General features: G+C 65.1%; 7 protein-coding genes. All 7 read left to right on the forward strand.

The window, feature by feature from the left end; genetic code table 11:
* The first annotated feature begins 7 nt into the window (after positions 1-7).
* The 7 genes from PLANPX_RS15145 (at position 8) to PLANPX_RS15175 (ending at position 17745) form a co-directional block, all read left to right on the forward strand.
* Positions 8-2305 carry an ABC transporter permease gene (locus tag PLANPX_RS15145; protein WP_152099541.1) on the forward strand — a complete coding sequence of 766 codons (2298 nt, stop codon included), beginning with the start codon at positions 8-10 and terminating at the stop codon, positions 2303-2305.
* Positions 2306-2522: 217 nt separating this feature from the next.
* A complete protein-coding gene (locus tag PLANPX_RS15150) occupies positions 2523-5792 on the forward strand; it encodes a DUF1553 domain-containing protein (RefSeq protein ID WP_232536127.1) in 3270 nt (1089 codons plus the stop codon).
* A gap of 119 nt (positions 5793-5911) precedes the next feature.
* Positions 5912-7375, forward strand: a complete 1464-nt coding sequence (locus PLANPX_RS15155) for a DUF1501 domain-containing protein (protein WP_152099542.1) — start codon at positions 5912-5914, stop codon at positions 7373-7375.
* Positions 7376-7663: 288 nt separating this feature from the next.
* On the forward strand, positions 7664-10708 hold the full coding sequence (locus PLANPX_RS15160; protein ID WP_232536129.1) for a family 43 glycosylhydrolase: 3045 nt from the start codon (positions 7664-7666) through the stop codon (positions 10706-10708).
* Positions 10709-10833: 125 nt separating this feature from the next.
* Positions 10834-13734, forward strand: a complete 2901-nt coding sequence (locus PLANPX_RS15165; protein WP_152099544.1) for a sulfatase-like hydrolase/transferase — start codon at positions 10834-10836, stop codon at positions 13732-13734.
* 302 nt (positions 13735-14036) lie between these two features.
* The gene (locus tag PLANPX_RS15170; RefSeq protein WP_172992091.1) at positions 14037-15659 is read left to right on the forward strand and encodes an arylsulfatase; all 1623 of its coding nucleotides are present in this window, start codon (positions 14037-14039) and stop codon (positions 15657-15659) included.
* Positions 15660-15852: 193 nt separating this feature from the next.
* The gene (locus tag PLANPX_RS15175) at positions 15853-17745 is read left to right on the forward strand and encodes an AAA domain-containing protein (RefSeq protein ID WP_152099546.1); all 1893 of its coding nucleotides are present in this window, start codon (positions 15853-15855) and stop codon (positions 17743-17745) included.
* The last annotated feature ends 63 nt before the right edge of the window (positions 17746-17808 follow it).

Below are 17808 nucleotides of genomic sequence, written 5' to 3' on the forward strand. Positions count from 1 at the left end.
ATTCTGCATGTCGCTCCTGCGGCTCGAAAACATCACGAAGACCTACCACCTCGGCGAAATCGACGTCCCCGTGCTCAAGGGGATTTCGTTCACCGTCGAGCGAGGCGAGCTCGTCGCGTTAATGGGCGCCTCGGGCTCCGGTAAAAGCACGCTAATGAACGTGCTTGGCTGCCTCGATCGCCCCACCTCGGGCAAGTACTGGCTTGATGGCCAGGAAATCAGCTCGCTCTCCGCGAACGACCGCGCGCTCGTCCGTACCGCGAAGCTCGGCTTCGTCTTCCAAAGTTTTAATTTGCTGCCGCGCACCACGGCGGTGAACAACGTGCTGATGCCGCTCGACTACTCGACGACGGCGCCCCCGATTCGCGAAGCCCTCGAACGCTCGCACTCGCTGCTCGAGCGCGTCGGTCTCGGCAGTCGGCTCGACCACATCCCCAGCCAAATGTCGGGCGGCCAGCAGCAGCGCGTCGCGATCGCCCGCTCGCTGATCAACCAACCCGCCTTGCTACTCGCCGACGAACCGACCGGCAATCTCGATTCGCAAACGAGCGTCGAGATTCTGGAAATGTTCCAGCAGCTCAACGCCGCCGGACTCACGGTAATGCTGGTCACGCACGACCCCAAGGTCGCCGCGTACGCCGACCGCGTCATCCGCGTCGTCGACGGCCTCATCGTCGAAGACGACCACGGCGGCCGCACGATCGACGTCACCAAGCAGCAGCGCCCCGCGCGTGAACGGATCGACGCCGGCGTTCCCGCAGCGGAACAGCTTCAACCAGCAGCGGCCATCGCCGCCATCGAAGAACCCGAGAGCGAACTCACCGCAGCATCCGCCGGCGGCACGGCCGTGGCGGTGCGACCCAAAACAGTCGCCGCCACGGTAGCCCCGAAACCCGCAGCCGCCGCTCCAGCCGTTTCGAAAATTCATCTCGGCCTCGCGTCGCTCGTCCCCGGCCCGTTGCGTACCGCGTTCACCGCCTTACGCCGCAATAAAATGCGCTCCGCCCTCACGGCGCTCGGCGTCATCATCGGCGTCGGCGCCGTCATCGCGATGGTCGAAATCAGCCAAGGCTCGCGCACGTCGCTCATGGCAACGATGTCGACGATGGGCGCCAACACGATCATGGTCCGCTCCGGCGCCGCGGCTAGCGGCGGCATCAGCTTCGGCTCCGGCACGCTACTCACGCTCACGCCGGGCGACTCCGAAGAAATCGCCCGCGAAGCCACCGCCATCGCCGCTGCGGCGCCCGTCGTGCAGATCCAAGGCCAGGTCGTCTACGGCAATCGCAACTGGATCCCGATGAGCGTCTACGGCACGACGCCCAACTACCTCGAAATCCGCGATTGGGAGCAGCTCGAAGAAGGCGAGATGTTCAACGATCGCGACGTCCGCAACGCGAACAAAGTCTGCGTCATCGGCACGACGCTCGTGAAGGAATTGTTCGACGGTCAGTCGCCCCTTGGCGAAGACATTCGCGTGAAAAACGTCTCGCTCCGCGTCGTCGGCGTGCTCGGCCGCAAGGGGTCGAACATGATGGGCATGGACCAAGACGACGTGATCCTCGCCCCGTGGACCACCATCAAGTATCGCGTCGCCGACAACTCCGCCGCCGCCGAAGTCGCCGCCACTTCGTCGAACTCCACGGAGGTCAACTCGCTCAACGAGCTCTACCCGGGCTCGACCGAACTTTATCCCGTCCAATCGGCGACGCAACTCGCCAACACGCCGCAGCCGGTCCGCTTCACCAACATCGATCAGATCTCGGTGAAGGCCCGCTCGGCCGCCGACATTCCCGTGGCAATGGACGAGATCACCAGCATCCTTCGCCAACGCCACCGCATCCGCCCCGGCGGCACCGACGACTTCAACCTCCGCGACATGGGCGAAATGGTCAAAGCGATGGGCTCGATGTCCGAGATGATGGGGGGCCTGTTGATGATCGTCGCCCTCATCTCGCTCGTTGTCGGCGGCGTCGGCATCATGAACATCATGCTCGTCTCGGTCACGGAGCGAACCCGCGAAATCGGCCTCCGTATGGCGGTCGGCGCCCGCTCGCATCACATCCTCCGCCAGTTCCTCATCGAGGCGATCGTCCTGTGCGTCTTCGGCGGCGCTATCGGGATCCTGCTCGGCCGCACTGCGTCGTACGCGGTCTGGCTCGCAATGCGCTGGCCCGTGGAGGCCTCGCTCCCCGCGATCATCGGCGCCTTCCTCGTCTCCGCGACGATCGGCGTCGCGTTCGGCTTCTACCCCGCGTGGAAAGCCTCGCGGCTCGATCCGATCGAAGCGCTGCGGTACGAATAGCTCGCCTTGTGAGTTCTGCGGCGGCAGCTTCCGAAATTGCAATGCCCACCGAGCGCGAACGTCCTATTCTGCATAGGGAATACGCCGCAGCGAACTTGCATCCTCCCTCGCTTTCGGCGGAGAATAATAGGGTACCGCCACTTCTCTCTCGCAGGCGCCGATGCCCACTCACGGTTCAACGTCGAGCAGCTCTCATTACATGCCGCGATGTCGGCGTTTGCTCCGAACTTGCCTGATCGCGGTCGCCGCGCTGCTAACCGGCGGTGCAGCATCCGGCGCGAAGCCTGACTTCGATCGCGACATCCGCCCGATCCTCTCCGACAAATGCTTCTTCTGCCACGGCCCCGACGGCGAACGCCGTGAAGCCGAGCTGCGGCTCGACACCCGCGCGGGCGCCATCGAGTCGGTCGTCGTCGCGGGCGATCCCGACGGCAGCGAACTGATCGCCCGCATCACGAGCGACGACGAATCGCTCCGCATGCCGCCGGTCGAATCGAATCTCGCCCTCACCGCCGCGGAGAAGCAACTGCTGCACGACTGGATCGCCGCCGGCGCCGAGTATACCGAGCACTGGGCCTTCCTCCCACTGCCGGCAGAGGTTCCGCTTCCCAAAGTCACGCACGCCGACTGGCCGCACAACGAGATCGATCGCTTCATTCTCGCTCGACTCGAAGCCGAAGAGCTATCGCCCGCCGAGCGCGCCAACCCGCTCCGGCTGCTCCGCCGGTTGTCGCTCGACCTCACTGGCCTGCCGCCGAAACCTGCCGACATCGCCGCGTTCGAAACGGCCGTCGCTGCCGACGGTCTCGACGCCGCGCTCCACGCCGCCGTCGAACGCCTCCTCGCCAGCCCCGCCTTCGGCGAACACCTCGCCGTCGCCTGGCTCGACGCCGCCCGTTACGCCGATTCGTTCGGCTATCAATCCGATCAACTCAACACGCAGTGGCCTTACCGCGACTGGGTCGTGCGGGCCTTCAACGACAACCTGCCGTACGACCAGTTCCTCACCTGGCAACTCGCCGGCGACCTGCTCGAGAACCCAACGCGCGATCAAATCCTCGCCACCGCGTTCAATCGCATGCACCGCATGACGAACGAGGGTGGCTCGATCGCCGAAGAATGGCTCGTCGAGAACGCCGCCGACCGCGTCCACACGTTCGGCTCCGCGATGCTCGGCCTGACGCTCGAGTGCTCCCGCTGCCACGACCACAAGTACGACCCGATCCTCGCCCGCGATTATTACTCGATCTCGGCGTTTTTTAATTCGATCGACGAGAACGGCATGTACGACCACTCGGCGAAGGTGCCATCACCGACGCTGCTACTGCCGACGGCGGAGCAGGAGCGCGAGCTGGCGAACGCGGCGACTGCTGTTAGAAATGCAGAACAGCATCTTGCTGATGTTAAGATGGGAGGCAGCGACCGACTCGCCGCTTGGCGTGCTACTAATTCCCCTCCCTCGAAGGGACGGGAGCAACCGAGCACGCTCGCCAGTGGCGAGCGAGCGCAGGGCGGTAGTCTTGAAGAGTCGATTCCCGACGCCACAAGTCCCGTTGGAGGCAGCGCAACTACCGAAAACAAAAATCCCTCACCTAACCCCTCCCTTCAAGGGAGAGGGACCATTCCCGACCTCGTCGCTCACTTCACCTTCGACGACAAAACCTCCGAAACGCACAACGCTAACGGCCTCCCCCAGGTCCCCGGCCGCGCCGGCCAAGCGATCCGCTGCGACGGCGACCACGGCGTCACCTTTCCCGACCTGCTAAAAATCGATCGCCCCGATCCCTTCACGCTCGACCTCTGGCTCCGCGACGTGCTCCGCAATCCGCAGCCAGTCGTCGTCGCTCAGCGAACCTTCGGCACCGACGTCGGTTACAACGGTTTCGATTTGATGCTCGCCGACGGCGTGCTCGAAGCCCGCCTCTACCGCGTGTGGCCCGGCAACGCGATCGGCGTCCGCGCCGCCGAACCGATCGCCGCCGCCGACTGGGAACATATCACTGTCACTTACGACGGTTCGAGCCGCGCCGCCGGTCTGCGGCTCTACCTCAACGGCCGCGAACTACAAACGACTATCCTTCGCGATAAAATCCAGAAGAGCGTCGCCGTCTCCACCTACGGCAGCGGTACGTTCACCCTCGGCGAACGCTTCCGCGACCGCGGTTTCAAGGATGGCGAGTTCGATGAGCTGCGCCTCTACGCTCGCGCATTGACGCCGTACGAGATCACGCTGCTGCACGATGACGCAACCGCGAGCGACGATCAGGTTCACAATGATGCAGCGCGGCGCGACTACTACTTCTCCGCCCACGACGCCCCCGCCCGCGCCGCCGCTGAGAAACTCCGCGACGCCCGCCGGCAACTCGTCGCCTCCCAGGAGGCGATTCACGAAGTCAGCGTAATGGACGAACTCCCCGAGCCGCGGCCCGCCTACATCTTGCCGCGCGGCGCCTACGACGCTCCCAAAACCGACGAGACCCGCGTCACCCGCGACGTCTTTTCCGAAATGCTGCCGCCGTTCCCCGCCGACGCGCCGCGCAATCGCCTCGGCCTCGCCCGTTGGCTCACGGCGCCCAACCACCCCCTCACCGCGCGGGTCTTCGTCAATCGCCTCTGGGCGAACTTCTTTGGCCACGGCCTCTCGACGACGCCCGATAATTTCGGCCGGCAAGGAACGGCGCCAACCCATCCTGAGCTGCTCGACTGGCTCGCTCGCGACTTCGTCGCTCACGGTTGGGACGTGAAACGCCTCTGCCGGCAGATCGTCAGCTCCGCCGCCTATCAGCAAGATTCGCGGACAACGCCCGAGTTGCGCGAGCGCGATCCCGAGAACCTTCTGCTTGCCCGCGGCCCCAGCCGACGTCTCTCGGCTGAACAGATCCGCGACCTCGCGCTCGCCGCGGGAGAACTGCTCGTCGACAAGCCGGGCGGCCCGCCGGTCTACCCGTACCAACCCGGCGGCGACTTGTGGCGTGAATCAAACGGCATGTCGCCCGCGTACACGCAATCGACGGGCGAAGGCCTCCGCCGCCGCTCGCTCTATTCAGTTTGGAAGCGAACGGCCCCGCTGCCGAACATGCTCGTCTTCGATGCGACGTCGCGCGAGGTCTGCACGATCAGCCGCGGTCGCACGAACACGCCGCTGCAAGCTTTGGTGTTGCTGAACGACGTCCAGTTTGTCGAAGCCGCGCGAGCGCTCGCCTCGGCCGTCGCCAAACAGCACGCGGGCCCACGCGACCGCATCGCCGCCGCGTTCCTGCGACTCGCCGGCCGCGCGCCCAACTCCGCCGAGCTTGCACTCCTCACCGATCTCTACCAAGAACAACTAGCGAGCTTCAGCACCGGTTCGGATGGAGCTGGAGCTGCACAACTCACTGCACTAGGCGAAACAAAAGCGGACGAAGCAATTCCTCCGAACGAATTCGCTGCCCTGACCGTCACCTGCCAAGCGATCCTCAACCTTGATGCCACTATTTACGAGAGGTAAGTGGTCACATTCAGCATTCAGCATTCAGCATTCAGCATTCAGCATTCAGCATTCAGCAACTGACAACTGACAACTGACAACTGACAACTGACAACTGACAAAATATCGCCGCCCCGCCAATGAACCTCCAATCCCTAACCCGCCGCCACTTCTTCGGCGCCAGCTCCGCCGGCCTCGGCGGCGCCGCGCTCGCCTCGCTCCTAGCGCAACAAGGCTTCGCCGACGCACCGCCAACACCCGCAGTCGCCCCGCTCCCGGCCAAAGTAAAGCGAGTCATCTACCTCTTCCAATCGGGCGGCCCCGCGCAGCACGACCTCTTCGACTACAAACCGCTCCTCAACCAAAAGAACGGCGAGCAGCTCCCCCCCGAAGTTCGCGGCGGCCAGCGGCTCACCGGCATGAGCGCCCAGCAAGCGTCGCTCCCGCTCGCCGGTTCGCAGTTCAAGTTTGCCCAGCATGGCCAATCGGGCGCCTGGCTCAGCGACTTGCTGCCTCATCACCGCGAAATCGCCGACGACCTCTGCTTCGTCAAGTCGATGTGGACCGAGGCGATCAATCACGACCCCGCAATCACCTTTTTCCAAACCGGTTCGCAAATCGCCGGCCGCCCCTCGCTGGGCGCCTGGATCTCGTACGGCCTCGGGTCGATGAACGACGACCTGCCGTCGTTCATCGTCCTCGTCACCGCGAACCAAGGCGACCAACCCCTCTACGCCCGCCTGTGGGGTTCCGGCTTCCTCGACTCGAAGTTCCAAGGCGTCCAATTCCGCCCCGGCGCCGAACCGGTCCTCTACCTCAGCAACCCCGACGGCGTCTGCCGCTCCGGCCGCCGCGCGATGCTCGACAAGCTCAGCGCCCTCAACCGGCTGCAGTTCGAGCAGGAACTCGACCCCGAGATCGAATCGCGGATTACGCAGTACGAAATGGCGTACCGCATGCAAACGAGCGTCCCCGACGCGACCGATCTCTCTCAGGAAACTGATGCGACGTTCGAGATGTACGGCGCCGACAGCCGCACGCCCGGCACGTTCGCCGCGAATTGCCTCCTCGCCCGCCGCCTGGCCGAGCGAGGCGTCCGCTTCATTCAGCTTTACCACCAAGGCTGGGACCATCACGGCGGCCTCCCCGCCGGTATCCGCGAGCAATGCCGCGAGACTGATCAAGCCTCCGCAGCGCTCGTGAAAGATCTCAAGCAGCGCGGCATGCTCGACGACACGCTCGTCATCTGGGGCGGCGAGTTCGGCCGCACGAGCTACTCGCAAGGCGCCCTCACCGCCAACGACTACGGCCGCGATCACCACCCCCGCTGCTTCACCGTGTGGATGGCCGGCGGCGGCGTGCGGCCCGGCATGTCATACGGCGCCACCGACGACTACGGCTACAACATCGTCGACCCTGATGGCGCCCCGCTCACGCCGACGAAAGACGCCTTCACTCCCGGCGCCGTCCACGTCCACGATCTTCAAGCGACAATCCTCCACCTTCTCGGCGTCGACCACACGCAACTCGTCTACAAACACCAAGGCCGCCGCTTCCGGCTGACCGACGTCCACGGCCACGTGGTGAACGACTTGCTCGCGTAGCGCCCGCCATTCTTTTCTTCTATTTACTTCTGGCTCCCTCCCCCTTGAGGGGAGGGGACCAGAACAGTAAGAAGTAACGCACCAACGTCATTCACCTACCTCCTCGCGCGAATTCGAATTCATTAAGTTTCCTCCCAGCCTCGCTACGAAATCCCCCGAAAATCCCCGCACGCACGCACCCCGCGCCGCCGCAACGGTCGTCCTCGCCGCGCTTCTCAGTTATCCTGTCTGTATCAGGCAACGGCCATGGCGGCCTCCTCCCTCAGACAGCTCGACAATAGGTTTTCCGTGCCTTCAAAGACTCCCCTCGGTCGGTGGATCGCGGTCTGCGCCGCGTTCGTTCTCTCGCTCCTCGCCCACTCCCGCAGCGTTAGCGCCGCCACGGCGTCGACGCCCGCGCCGGTCGAGCGGCCGAACATTCTGTTCGTCTTCATCGACGACGCAGGCTTCGCCGATTTCCCCCACTTCAAGGATGGCCGCGCTCGCACGCCGAACATCGACCAACTCAGCGACGAAGGCCTGCGGTTCACGCAGTTCTATGTCAACGCGCCGATCTGCTCGCCGTCGCGCACCGCGTTCATGACGGGCCAGTACCCGTCGCGGTGGGGCATCATGAGCTACATCGCCGCCAGCCAAGAGAACGCCCGCCGCGGCATGCGCGACTGGCTCGATCCTGCCGCTCCCACGCTCGCTCGCATGTTGAAGGGCGTCGGCTACACGACTGGCCACTTCGGCAAATGGCACCTCGGCGGCGGCCGCGACGTCGTCGCCCCGCCGATCAGCGACTACGGCTTCGACGCCTCGCTCACCCAGTTCGAAGGCATGGGCGACCGCATCGTGCCGCTCCTCACGAACTACGACGGCAAGCCCCCCGTCAAATTCCCCCTTGGCCTCGACAGCGAAAAGCTCGGCCACGGCAACGTCCGCTGGGTCGAACGCGCCGAAGAAACGACCGCCTTCGTCGAGCCGGCGATCAAGTTCATCAAGCAAGCCCAGGCCGAGGGCAAGCCGTTCTATGTGAACCTTTGGCCGAACGACGTCCACACGCCGCTCCACCCGCCGAAGAATCTCCGCGGCGACGGCAGCAAGCGCGAGCTCTACCTCGGCGTGCTCGAACACATGGACGCCCAGCTCAAGCCGCTGTTCGACCTCATTCGCAACGACGCCAAGCTGCGCGACAACACGATCATCATCGTCGCCAGCGACAACGGTTTTGAACCTGGCGCCGGTTCGGCCGGGGCCCTGCGCGGCAGCAAAGGCAACCTCTACGAAGGGGGCATCCGCGAACCCTTCATCATCTGGGGCCCCGGCCTCGTTGACGAGAAAGCCGTCGGCACCACGAACGACTCGACGGTCATCTCGTCGGTCGACGTCGTCGCTTCGCTCCTCGACATCGCCCAAGCCAAGGCCCCCGAGAACGTCGAACTCGACGGCGAAGTCCTCACCGATGCGCTCCTCGGCCTCGAAAAATCCCAACGCACCAAGCCCCTCTACTGGGTTCGTCCCCCCGATCGTCCCGGCCAAGATGGCGGCAACCTCCCCGATCTTGCCATCCGCTCCGGCAACTGGAAGCTCCTCACCGAGTACGACGGCAGCGATCCCCAGCTATACGACCTCGCCTCCGATCCGAACGAGCAGCGCAACGTCGCCGAGCAACAGGCCGACGCCGTCAGCAGCCTCCGCGGCGATTTGCTGCAGTGGTATCGCACTGCCGTGCCGGTGAAGAAGGAAGAGGTCGACGCCCCGCGGCAGTTCACCAATCCGATTTTCGAAGGCGCCGATCCCTGGGTCATCCAGCACGATGGCAAGTACATCGTCTGCGCCTCCGAAGGCAACCACGCGATCACCCTCCACATTTCCGACGACCTCACCGAGCTCGGCCCGAAGCAAGTCGTCTGGACCGCCCCCGAGACCGGCCCCTACTCGCGTGAGATCTGGGCGCCTGAACTCCACTTCCTCGACAACCGTTGGTACATCTATTTCGCCGCCGACGACGGCGACAACAAGAATCACCTCAGCTACGTCCTCGAATCAAAAGACGACGATCCGCTCGGCCCGTACGAAATCCGCGGCCCGATCTACACGGGCGACGATCCCGAGCAAAAGAAGAACAACAACTGGGCGATCGACGCCACCGTGCTTGAGCAAGACGGCAAGCGTTACCTCATCTGGTCCGGCTGGGCCGCCGACAACGACGAGCAGTGGCTCTACATCGCCCCGATGAAGTCGCCGTGGGAAATCGGCCCGCGGGTGCAACTCTGCCACAACGCCGACCACCTGTGGGAACGCGTCAACGAGCAAGCCGACCAGCGCGGCCTCCACGAAGGCCCGCAAATCCTCAAGCGCAACGGCCGCACCTTCATCATTTACTCCACCAGCAGCTCGTGGCAGCCAACCTACAAACTCGGCCTGCTCGAACTCAAGAAGGGGGGCGATCCGCTCAACCCGCAGGATTGGACGAAGGCGCCCGAGCCGGTCTTCAAGGGAACCGAGCAAACCTTCGGCGTCGGCCACGCGTCGTTCGTCAAATCGCCTGACGGCAAAGAAGACTGGATCGTCTTCCACGCGAAGCTCGACCGCAACGACGGCTGGCGCCGCGCCGTCTTCGTGCAACCTTTCACGTGGGGCAAGGATGGCCGACCTAATTTCGGCGAACCGGTGAACGCCGGCCAGTTGCTCGACGTCCCCAGCGGGACGCCGACCAGCGATCCCGATCGCGGCGCCTTCAGCCTGCCGAAGTTCCGCTCGCTCCGCGGCTGGAGCTACTTCGGGCACCACCAGATGTACCGCGTCGACGACGGCAAGCTGTTCCTCGGCGTTCAGCCGAAGGCACCGGTCAATACCTATCGCAGCGGCGAGAAGGTCGTGCTCAACAATCGCGAGTGGCGCAATCTTCGTGCGAGCACGACGGTGCGCGTCGTGTCCGGCGACCGCGACGCGGGCATCTTGTTCCGCGTCCAGCAACCGGCCGTCGGTTTCGACGCCCAGGAAGGTTACTTCGCCGGCATCATCCCCCGCAGCGGCCGCGTCATCCTCGGCGCCACCGACGGCCTCCACTGGCGGCAGATCGCCGAAGCGAAGGCCGAGGTGAAGGTCGACCAGGACTATCGCCTCGAAGTCGTCGCCCGCGGCGATCAACTCGTCGTCAACCTCGACGGCAAGGAGCTGATCAAAGCCCACGACGACGCCTTCGCCCGCGGGAGCGTCGGCCTCCGCGTCGTCGATACCGAAGCGGCGTTTAGCGACGTCACCGTCGAACCATTGAAGCCCCGCGCAAAGGCCTCGAAGCAAACGCGAACGCGAACTGCTCCCCAGTCAGTCATCCCGAGTTAATCACGGGGTGCCACTGGCATCCTGCCAGTGCTGAAGTGGCGCCCCGCTCGGCGTCTCAGCACTGGCAAGATGCCAGTGGCGCCCAAAGAAATCACTTTTCACGCCGCGACTCAAACGACCTCATCGTGCTCCTCCACCGCCTCATCATCGTCCTCGCCGCCAGCATCGCGCTGCTCCCCGCCGCCGTGCTGCGCGCCGACGAACCCGCCACGCCTTCCCAGCCTCCCGCGTCCAAAAAACCAAACATCGTCGTCATCGTCGCCGATGATCTCGGCTGGAACGCGGTCGGCTTCCACAACGGCTTCGTCCCCACGCCGAACCTCGACCGCATCGCGCACGAAGGGGTCGAACTCGACCGCTTCTACGTCAGCCCGATGTGCTCTCCGACCCGCGCCGGCCTGATGACCGGCCGCTACGCGCTCCACCTCGGCATGGCCCGCTCAGTTGTTTTCCCCTGGAAGCGGTACGGCGTGAAGCCCGAGCTCACCACGCTCCCCGAAGCGCTCGGCGCCGTCGGCTATCGCCATCGCGGCGCCTTCGGCAAGTGGCACCTCGGCCATCTCGAACCGCAGTGGCACCCCCTCGCGCAAGGTTTTACCGAGTACGTCGGCTGCTACAACGGCGCCGCCGATTACTGGACCCGCGACCGCGAAGGCCAAATCGACTGGCACGTCGGCTACGAACCGACGCCGAGCAAAGGCTACACCACCGACCTCATCGCCGACGCCGCGTGCGAGTTCATCAACGCCAGGGCAGGGGAGGGGCCGTTCTTTTGCTACGTCCCCTTCACGGCGCCGCACGAACCGCTGCAGGCGCCCGAGTCGTACCTGAAAAAGTTCGCCCACCTCGACGGCAAGCCGAATGACGGCCAACCGGGCGAGAAGCAATGCCTCGCCGCACTGATCGCCTCGATGGACGACGGCATCAGCCGCATCCTCGCGCAGCTCGAACAAGCGGGCGTCGCCGACGACACGATCGTCTGGTTCTTTAGCGACAACGGCGGCATCGACCGCATCCGCGAGAACAATGCTCCGCTCCATGGCGCCAAGCTCTCGGTGTATGAAGGGGGCGTTCGCGTCCCCGCCGCGGTCCGCTGGCCCGGCCATATCGAAGGCGGCCGCAAGGTAACGACGCCGATCATGAACATCGACGTGCTGCCGACGCTGCTCGGCCTCATCGACGCCCCCGGCGAGTTGACCAAGCTGACGCACGAACAACCGCCGCTCGACGGCGTCGATCTCTCCGCCCCGCTGCTCGACGCCGCCGTCACCGAACTGCCCAAGCGCAACCTCTTCTTTTTCCACGGCCAAAACGGCCCGGAGCGCGAGCAACTCGCCATCACCGGTCCGCGCGGCTGGAAGCTGCAGATCGTCGGCCCCGACGTCCGCCGCGGCGGCTACCACACGCCCGAGCATCAGGTCGAACTTTACAACGTCTTCCGCGATCCGAACGAGACGACCAACCTCATCAAACAGAAGGCGAACATCGCCGCCCGCCTCGGCGCCCACTTGGTGACGTTCCGCCGTTCGGAACCAGCCGACGCGATGCCGACGGCGCCGAAGCCAGCCGACTTCACGCCGCCCAAGAGCTGGCGCAACTCGCCGGAAAAAGTTTCGACAGACGCCAAGCCATCTGCGAATACCACGCCCGCCAGCACAGCGCCCGCTGACGCAACGTCAGACAAAGCGGCGAACGCCACCCGACGTCCCGACGTCATCCTCTTCGTCGCCGACGATCTCAGCTGGCACGACATCGGCCCCTACGGCGGCGACGACGTCCGCACGCCGCGGCTCGATCAACTCGCGAAGCAATCGCTCCGGTTCGACGACGCCTTCGCCGCCTCGCCCACCTGCACGCCGTCGCGCTCGGCCCTCTACACCGGCCTCTACCCGATTCGCAACGGCGCCCACGCCAATCACAGCCCGATCAACCCCGGCGTCGAAACGCTCCCCGCGCTGCTCAACGCCCTAGGCTACCGCACGGTGATCGCCGGCAAGACTCACATCGGCCCCCGTTCGCAGTTCCCGTTCGAGTATCTCAAGAACTCGAACGTCCGCCCGCCGGGCGTGAAGGACGTGCTCGTCACTGATCTCGGCGTCGATGCCATCGACGAGTTGCTCGCCACGCACGACCGCGCGCAGCCCCTCTGCTTGATCGTCACGGCCCACTCGTCCCACACGCTCTGGAAGAAGAACGAAGGGTACGATCCCGCGGCCATCAAGATTCCTCCCGAGTTGCACGACACCCCCGCTCTCCGCGAAACCCGCGTCGACTACTACACTGACGTCACGCAGCTCGACACAGAGGTCGGCCAAGTGCTCGACTCAATGCAGCGGCACGGCTACGGCGACGCCCTGTTCATGTTCACCGCCGACCAGGGCGCCCAGTTCCCGTTCGCGAAGTGGAATCTCTACGACGCCGGCATCAAGGTGCCGCTGCTCGTCCGCTGGCCGGGGCACGTGCAGCCTGATGCGACGACCACGGCAATGGTCTCGCTGATCGACGTCCTCCCCACGATCATCGCCGCCGCGGGCGCCGCGCCGCCGGCGACGCTCGATGGCCAAAGCTTCCTCGACGTGCTCGCTGGCAAGTCGCACGAACGCCGCCCCGAAGTCTTCGCCGCCCACACCGGCGACAAAGAAATGAACCAGGCCCCGATGCGCTGCATCCGCACGCCGCAGTTCAAATACATCGAAAATCTCGCCCCGCAGATCAAGTACGTCACCCACATCACCAAGGGCCCGACGACCGAACGCTACTGGAAAGATTGGCTTGAGCGGGCGCCCAACGACCCGGCCGCCGCCGCGGTAATCGATCGCTACGAACACCGCCCCGCCGAAGAGCTGTACGAGGTAAGCGTCGATCCGCACGAACTGCACAACCTCGCCGCCGACCCCAAATTCGCGGCCGAGAAAGACGAGTTGAAAAAGAAGCTCCACGCGTGGCGCACCGCGCAGGGCGAAGACCTCACCAAGGTCCTCATGCCCGCCGACGCCCGCACGGGCCGCTTTCCGTACGCCGAGTGATTCGCCCCGCAAGAACAATCAGAACGTCATCATTTTCCGAATTGAGCCCCGTGAGGGGCGACATGTTGTAGCCAGGGGCGCAAGCCCCTGGAAAACGCCGCCATCAAAACCAAAGCCCCGGAGGGGCGACACAACTCCCAACGAAACGCACAAACTCTGCCGCCCCTCCCGGGGCTCATACGATTCGACTCGAATATTCCAGGGGCTTGCGCCCCTGGCTACATGATTCCGCCCCTCCCGGGGCTAATCCGACAACCGACGACCGATCGCGTCTCCTCATCGCCGCACGCATCAACATGCCCATGACTCCCACCAGAATCATCGCGTTGCTGCTCCTCGCGTTCCTCCCGCGCGCCTCCTCCGCCGCCGACCAGAAGTCGGCGCCCGACGCGGCCCCGCGCCCCAACATCGTCGTCTTCTTCGCCGACGACCTCGGCTACTCCGACCTCGGCTGCTACGGCTCGGAAATCGCCACGCCGAACATCGACCGCTTGGCCGATCAGGGAGTCCGTTTCCGCCAGTTCTACAACAACGGCCGCTGCTGCCCCTCACGCGCTTCGATCCTTACCGGCCGCTACCCCGCCCAGGTCGGCGTCGGCGCCATGATCGACGGCTATGCCAAGTGGATTCGCGACGCCGCCGCTCGCCCCTCGTACGACGACCACCTCAGCGCCGCAACTCCCACGATTGCCGAACTTCTCCGCAACGCCGGCTACCGCACGATGATGTCGGGCAAGTGGCATCTCGGCGATCGCCCCGCAGAATGGCCCGTCCAACGCGGCTTCGACCGCTCGTTTGCGCTCATCCCCGGCGCGATGAACTACTACGGCGGCGAAAGCGACGGCCCTCGCGCCCCCATGGTGCTCGACGGCGAAACGTTCGTCCCGCCGCACGACGGCTTCTACTCGACCGACGCCTTCACCGATCGCGCGATCGAGTTCCTCAAAGAAGCCAAAACGAAGCAGCAGCCTTTCTTTCTGTACTTGCCGTACAACGCCCCGCATTGGCCGCTGCAAGCCGACGCCGACGAAATCGCCGCCTACGACGGCGTCTACGATAAGGGTTGGCAGAAGTCTCGCCATCGCCGCCGCCGCCAGATGATCAACCTCGGTCTCATTCCCGAGACCAACCTGATGTCGCAGATGGATCGCGGCAACGCCCGCGCGTGGGACCGCATGCCCGACGACGTCCGCGACGAATGGGCACGCCGCATGGAAATCTACGCCGCCCAGGTCACGCGGATGGATCGCAACATCGGCCGAGTCCTCGCGCAGCTCGACGCGATGGGCGCCTCCGATAACACGCTGGTGATCTTCCTCTCCGACAACGGCGGCGCCGCCGAAGATCCCCACCGCGGCAAGCCCGACGCCGTGCTCGGCTCGCGCGATTCGTTCTGGGGCTACGGCCGCCCCTGGGCCACGGTGAGCAACACCCCGTGGCGCCGCCACAAGATCTCGATGTACGAAGGGGGTATCAGCACGCCCGCCGTCGTTCGCTGGCCCGCGGCAACCCCCGACGACGCCAACGGCAAGATCGTCGACGGCCCCGCCCACATCATGGACCTCGTGCCGACGTTCCTCGATCTCGCCGGCGCCCAGCCAACCGCCGCCCAGCGCGAACAACTCGAAGGCCGCAACATCGCCGACATGTTCCGCGGCGAATCGGCCCCCGCCGATCGCACGATCTGCTGGGAGCACGAAGGCAACCGGGCCATCCGCCAAGGCAATTGGAAGCTGGTCGAACTCCCTGATTCCCCCAACGGCTGGGAACTTTACGACATCGCCACCGACCGCGGCGAACACTACAACCTCGCCGCCGAACGTCCAGAGGTCGCCCGCAAACTCGCCGAAGAGTACAATCGCTGGGCCGAACGCTGCGGCGTCATCCCCTGGCCGGAAATCCGCGCCAAACGCAAAGACAAGTGACGCCGAGTTGCTCCGCTTGCGGTTAGCGACTCCCATTTGTGGGAGGGGTCTCCGACCCCGAAAACGGCTCGCGGATCGGCGCCGGCACGAAGTTGAGAACGCCATCGGCGTCGGAGACGCCTCCCACAGTTTTGCCCCGCCCGGAACCCACACCATCCCGTCCGAAGACTACTACCAACGCTTTTTCCGCTGGATGCAGCTCGAGGCCCAAGCCGAGGCCCAGCGCATGGCCGAGCGCCGCCAGCTTCGCACTCGCAAAACGGCCGAGCGCACCGGCGAAACGCTCCTCGATCTCGTCATCGAAGAGCATCAAACGGGCCTCAACGGCCGGCATCTCTTCACGCTGGTGAAGCGCAACCGCACGCTCGATCTGCCGTGGAATCGCCTCCGCGTCGGCTCGCCGGTGCTGCTCACGCCGCTCCCCGACGACAACGCGAAGCCCCACCCCGGCGTCGTCAGCGCCCGCAGCTTCCGTTCGATTCAAGTCGCCGTCGACAACTGGATCGCCGGCGAGCGTTTCGACGTCGACATGGCCGTCGACGAGGTCTCCCGCAATCGCGAGCGCGCCGCCCTCGCGGCGGTCAGCAGCGCGAAGGGCCGCCTCGGCGAATTGCGGCAGATCATCCTTGGCTCGATGGACGAAACGAACCATCGCAACCGCCAGCCGCGGTTCAAGCCGCACGCCCCGATCGCCGAGCACGAACACCCCGTCGCCGACGCCCCCGCCGCGCACCTCAACGCCTCGCAGCAGGAAGCGATCCGCTTCGCCCTCTCCGCCGAAGACCTCGCGATCATCCACGGCCCCCCCGGCACGGGTAAAACGACCTCCGTCGTCGAATTTATCCGCCAGGCCGTCGAAGAGGGGAGCCGCATCCTCGCCACCGCCCCCAGCAACACGGCGGTCGATAACCTGCTCGAACGGCTCCTCGCCGCCGGCGTCCGCGTCGTCCGCCTCGGCCACCCGGCCCGCGTCACCGAACGCCTCCGCGATCACACGCTCGACGCGCTCGTCGAAACGCACGAACACGCCCGCTGGGTGAAAGAACTCTACCGCACCGCCGAGGCGCTATTCAAAAAGGCCGATAGCGACTCCCGCTCGCGCAACGCCTACGCCGCCAAACAAGAATGGCGCCGCGAAGCGAAGCAACACAAAGCCGACGCCCGCCGGCTCGAGCGCGACATCGTCGCCGACGTCCTCGACTCGGCAGACGTGCTCTGCGCGACGACCACCATCGACGAAGACCTGCTCGGCGATCGCACGTTCGATTGGGTCGTCGTCGACGAAGCCTGCCAATCGACCGAGTCGGCCTGCTGGATTCCGTTGCAACGCGCGAACCGCGTCCTGCTCGCCGGCGATCACTGCCAACTCCCGCCGACGGTCCTCTCGAAACCAGCCGCCGCCCAAGGCTACGATCGCAGCATGATGCAGCGGCTCGTCGAACTCTACGGCCCGCTGATCACTCGCCAGCTCACCGTGCAGTACCGCATGCACGACCACATCATGGACTTTTCGTCGGAGCAGTTTTACGACGGCACGCTCGTCGGCGACGAAACGGTCCGCACCCGCACGCTCAACGAACTCGTCGGCGTCGAAGACGCGCCCTTCACGCAAACGCCGCTCGAGTACATCGATACCGCCGGCGCCGACTACGACGAACGCCAGGAAGAAGACGGCCTCAGCCGCCTCAACCCCGAGGAAGGCCGCCTCGTCCTCAAGAAGGTCGACGCACTGATCGCCGCCGGCCTCCCCGCCGCCGACATCGCGGTGATCGCCCCCTACGCCGCGCAGGTCCGCTGGCTCCGCCAACACGCCGAGCACCGCGACCTCGAAATCGACACGGTCGACGGCTTCCAAGGCCGCGAAAAAGAAGCGGTCGTCATCACGCTGGTCCGCTCGAACCGCCAAGGCGAAATCGGCTTCCTCGCCGACACCCGCCGCATGAACGTCGCCCTCACCCGCGCCCGCCGCAAGCTGATCGTCATCGGCGACAGCGCGACTCTCGGCGCTAACCCGTTCTACGCCGCGCTGCTAGACTATTTTCAAGCACACGATGCTTACCACACCGTCTGGGAAGAAATGGACTGAGTCGCAAATGAGTAAATGACCCAATGACGAATGACGAATGGAATACGCGCAAGCGTGCCCATC

Origin of the sequence: Lacipirellula parvula (genome assembly GCF_009177095.1) — a bacterium.
Classification (GTDB): Bacteria; Planctomycetota; Planctomycetia; order Pirellulales; family Lacipirellulaceae; genus Lacipirellula; species Lacipirellula parvula.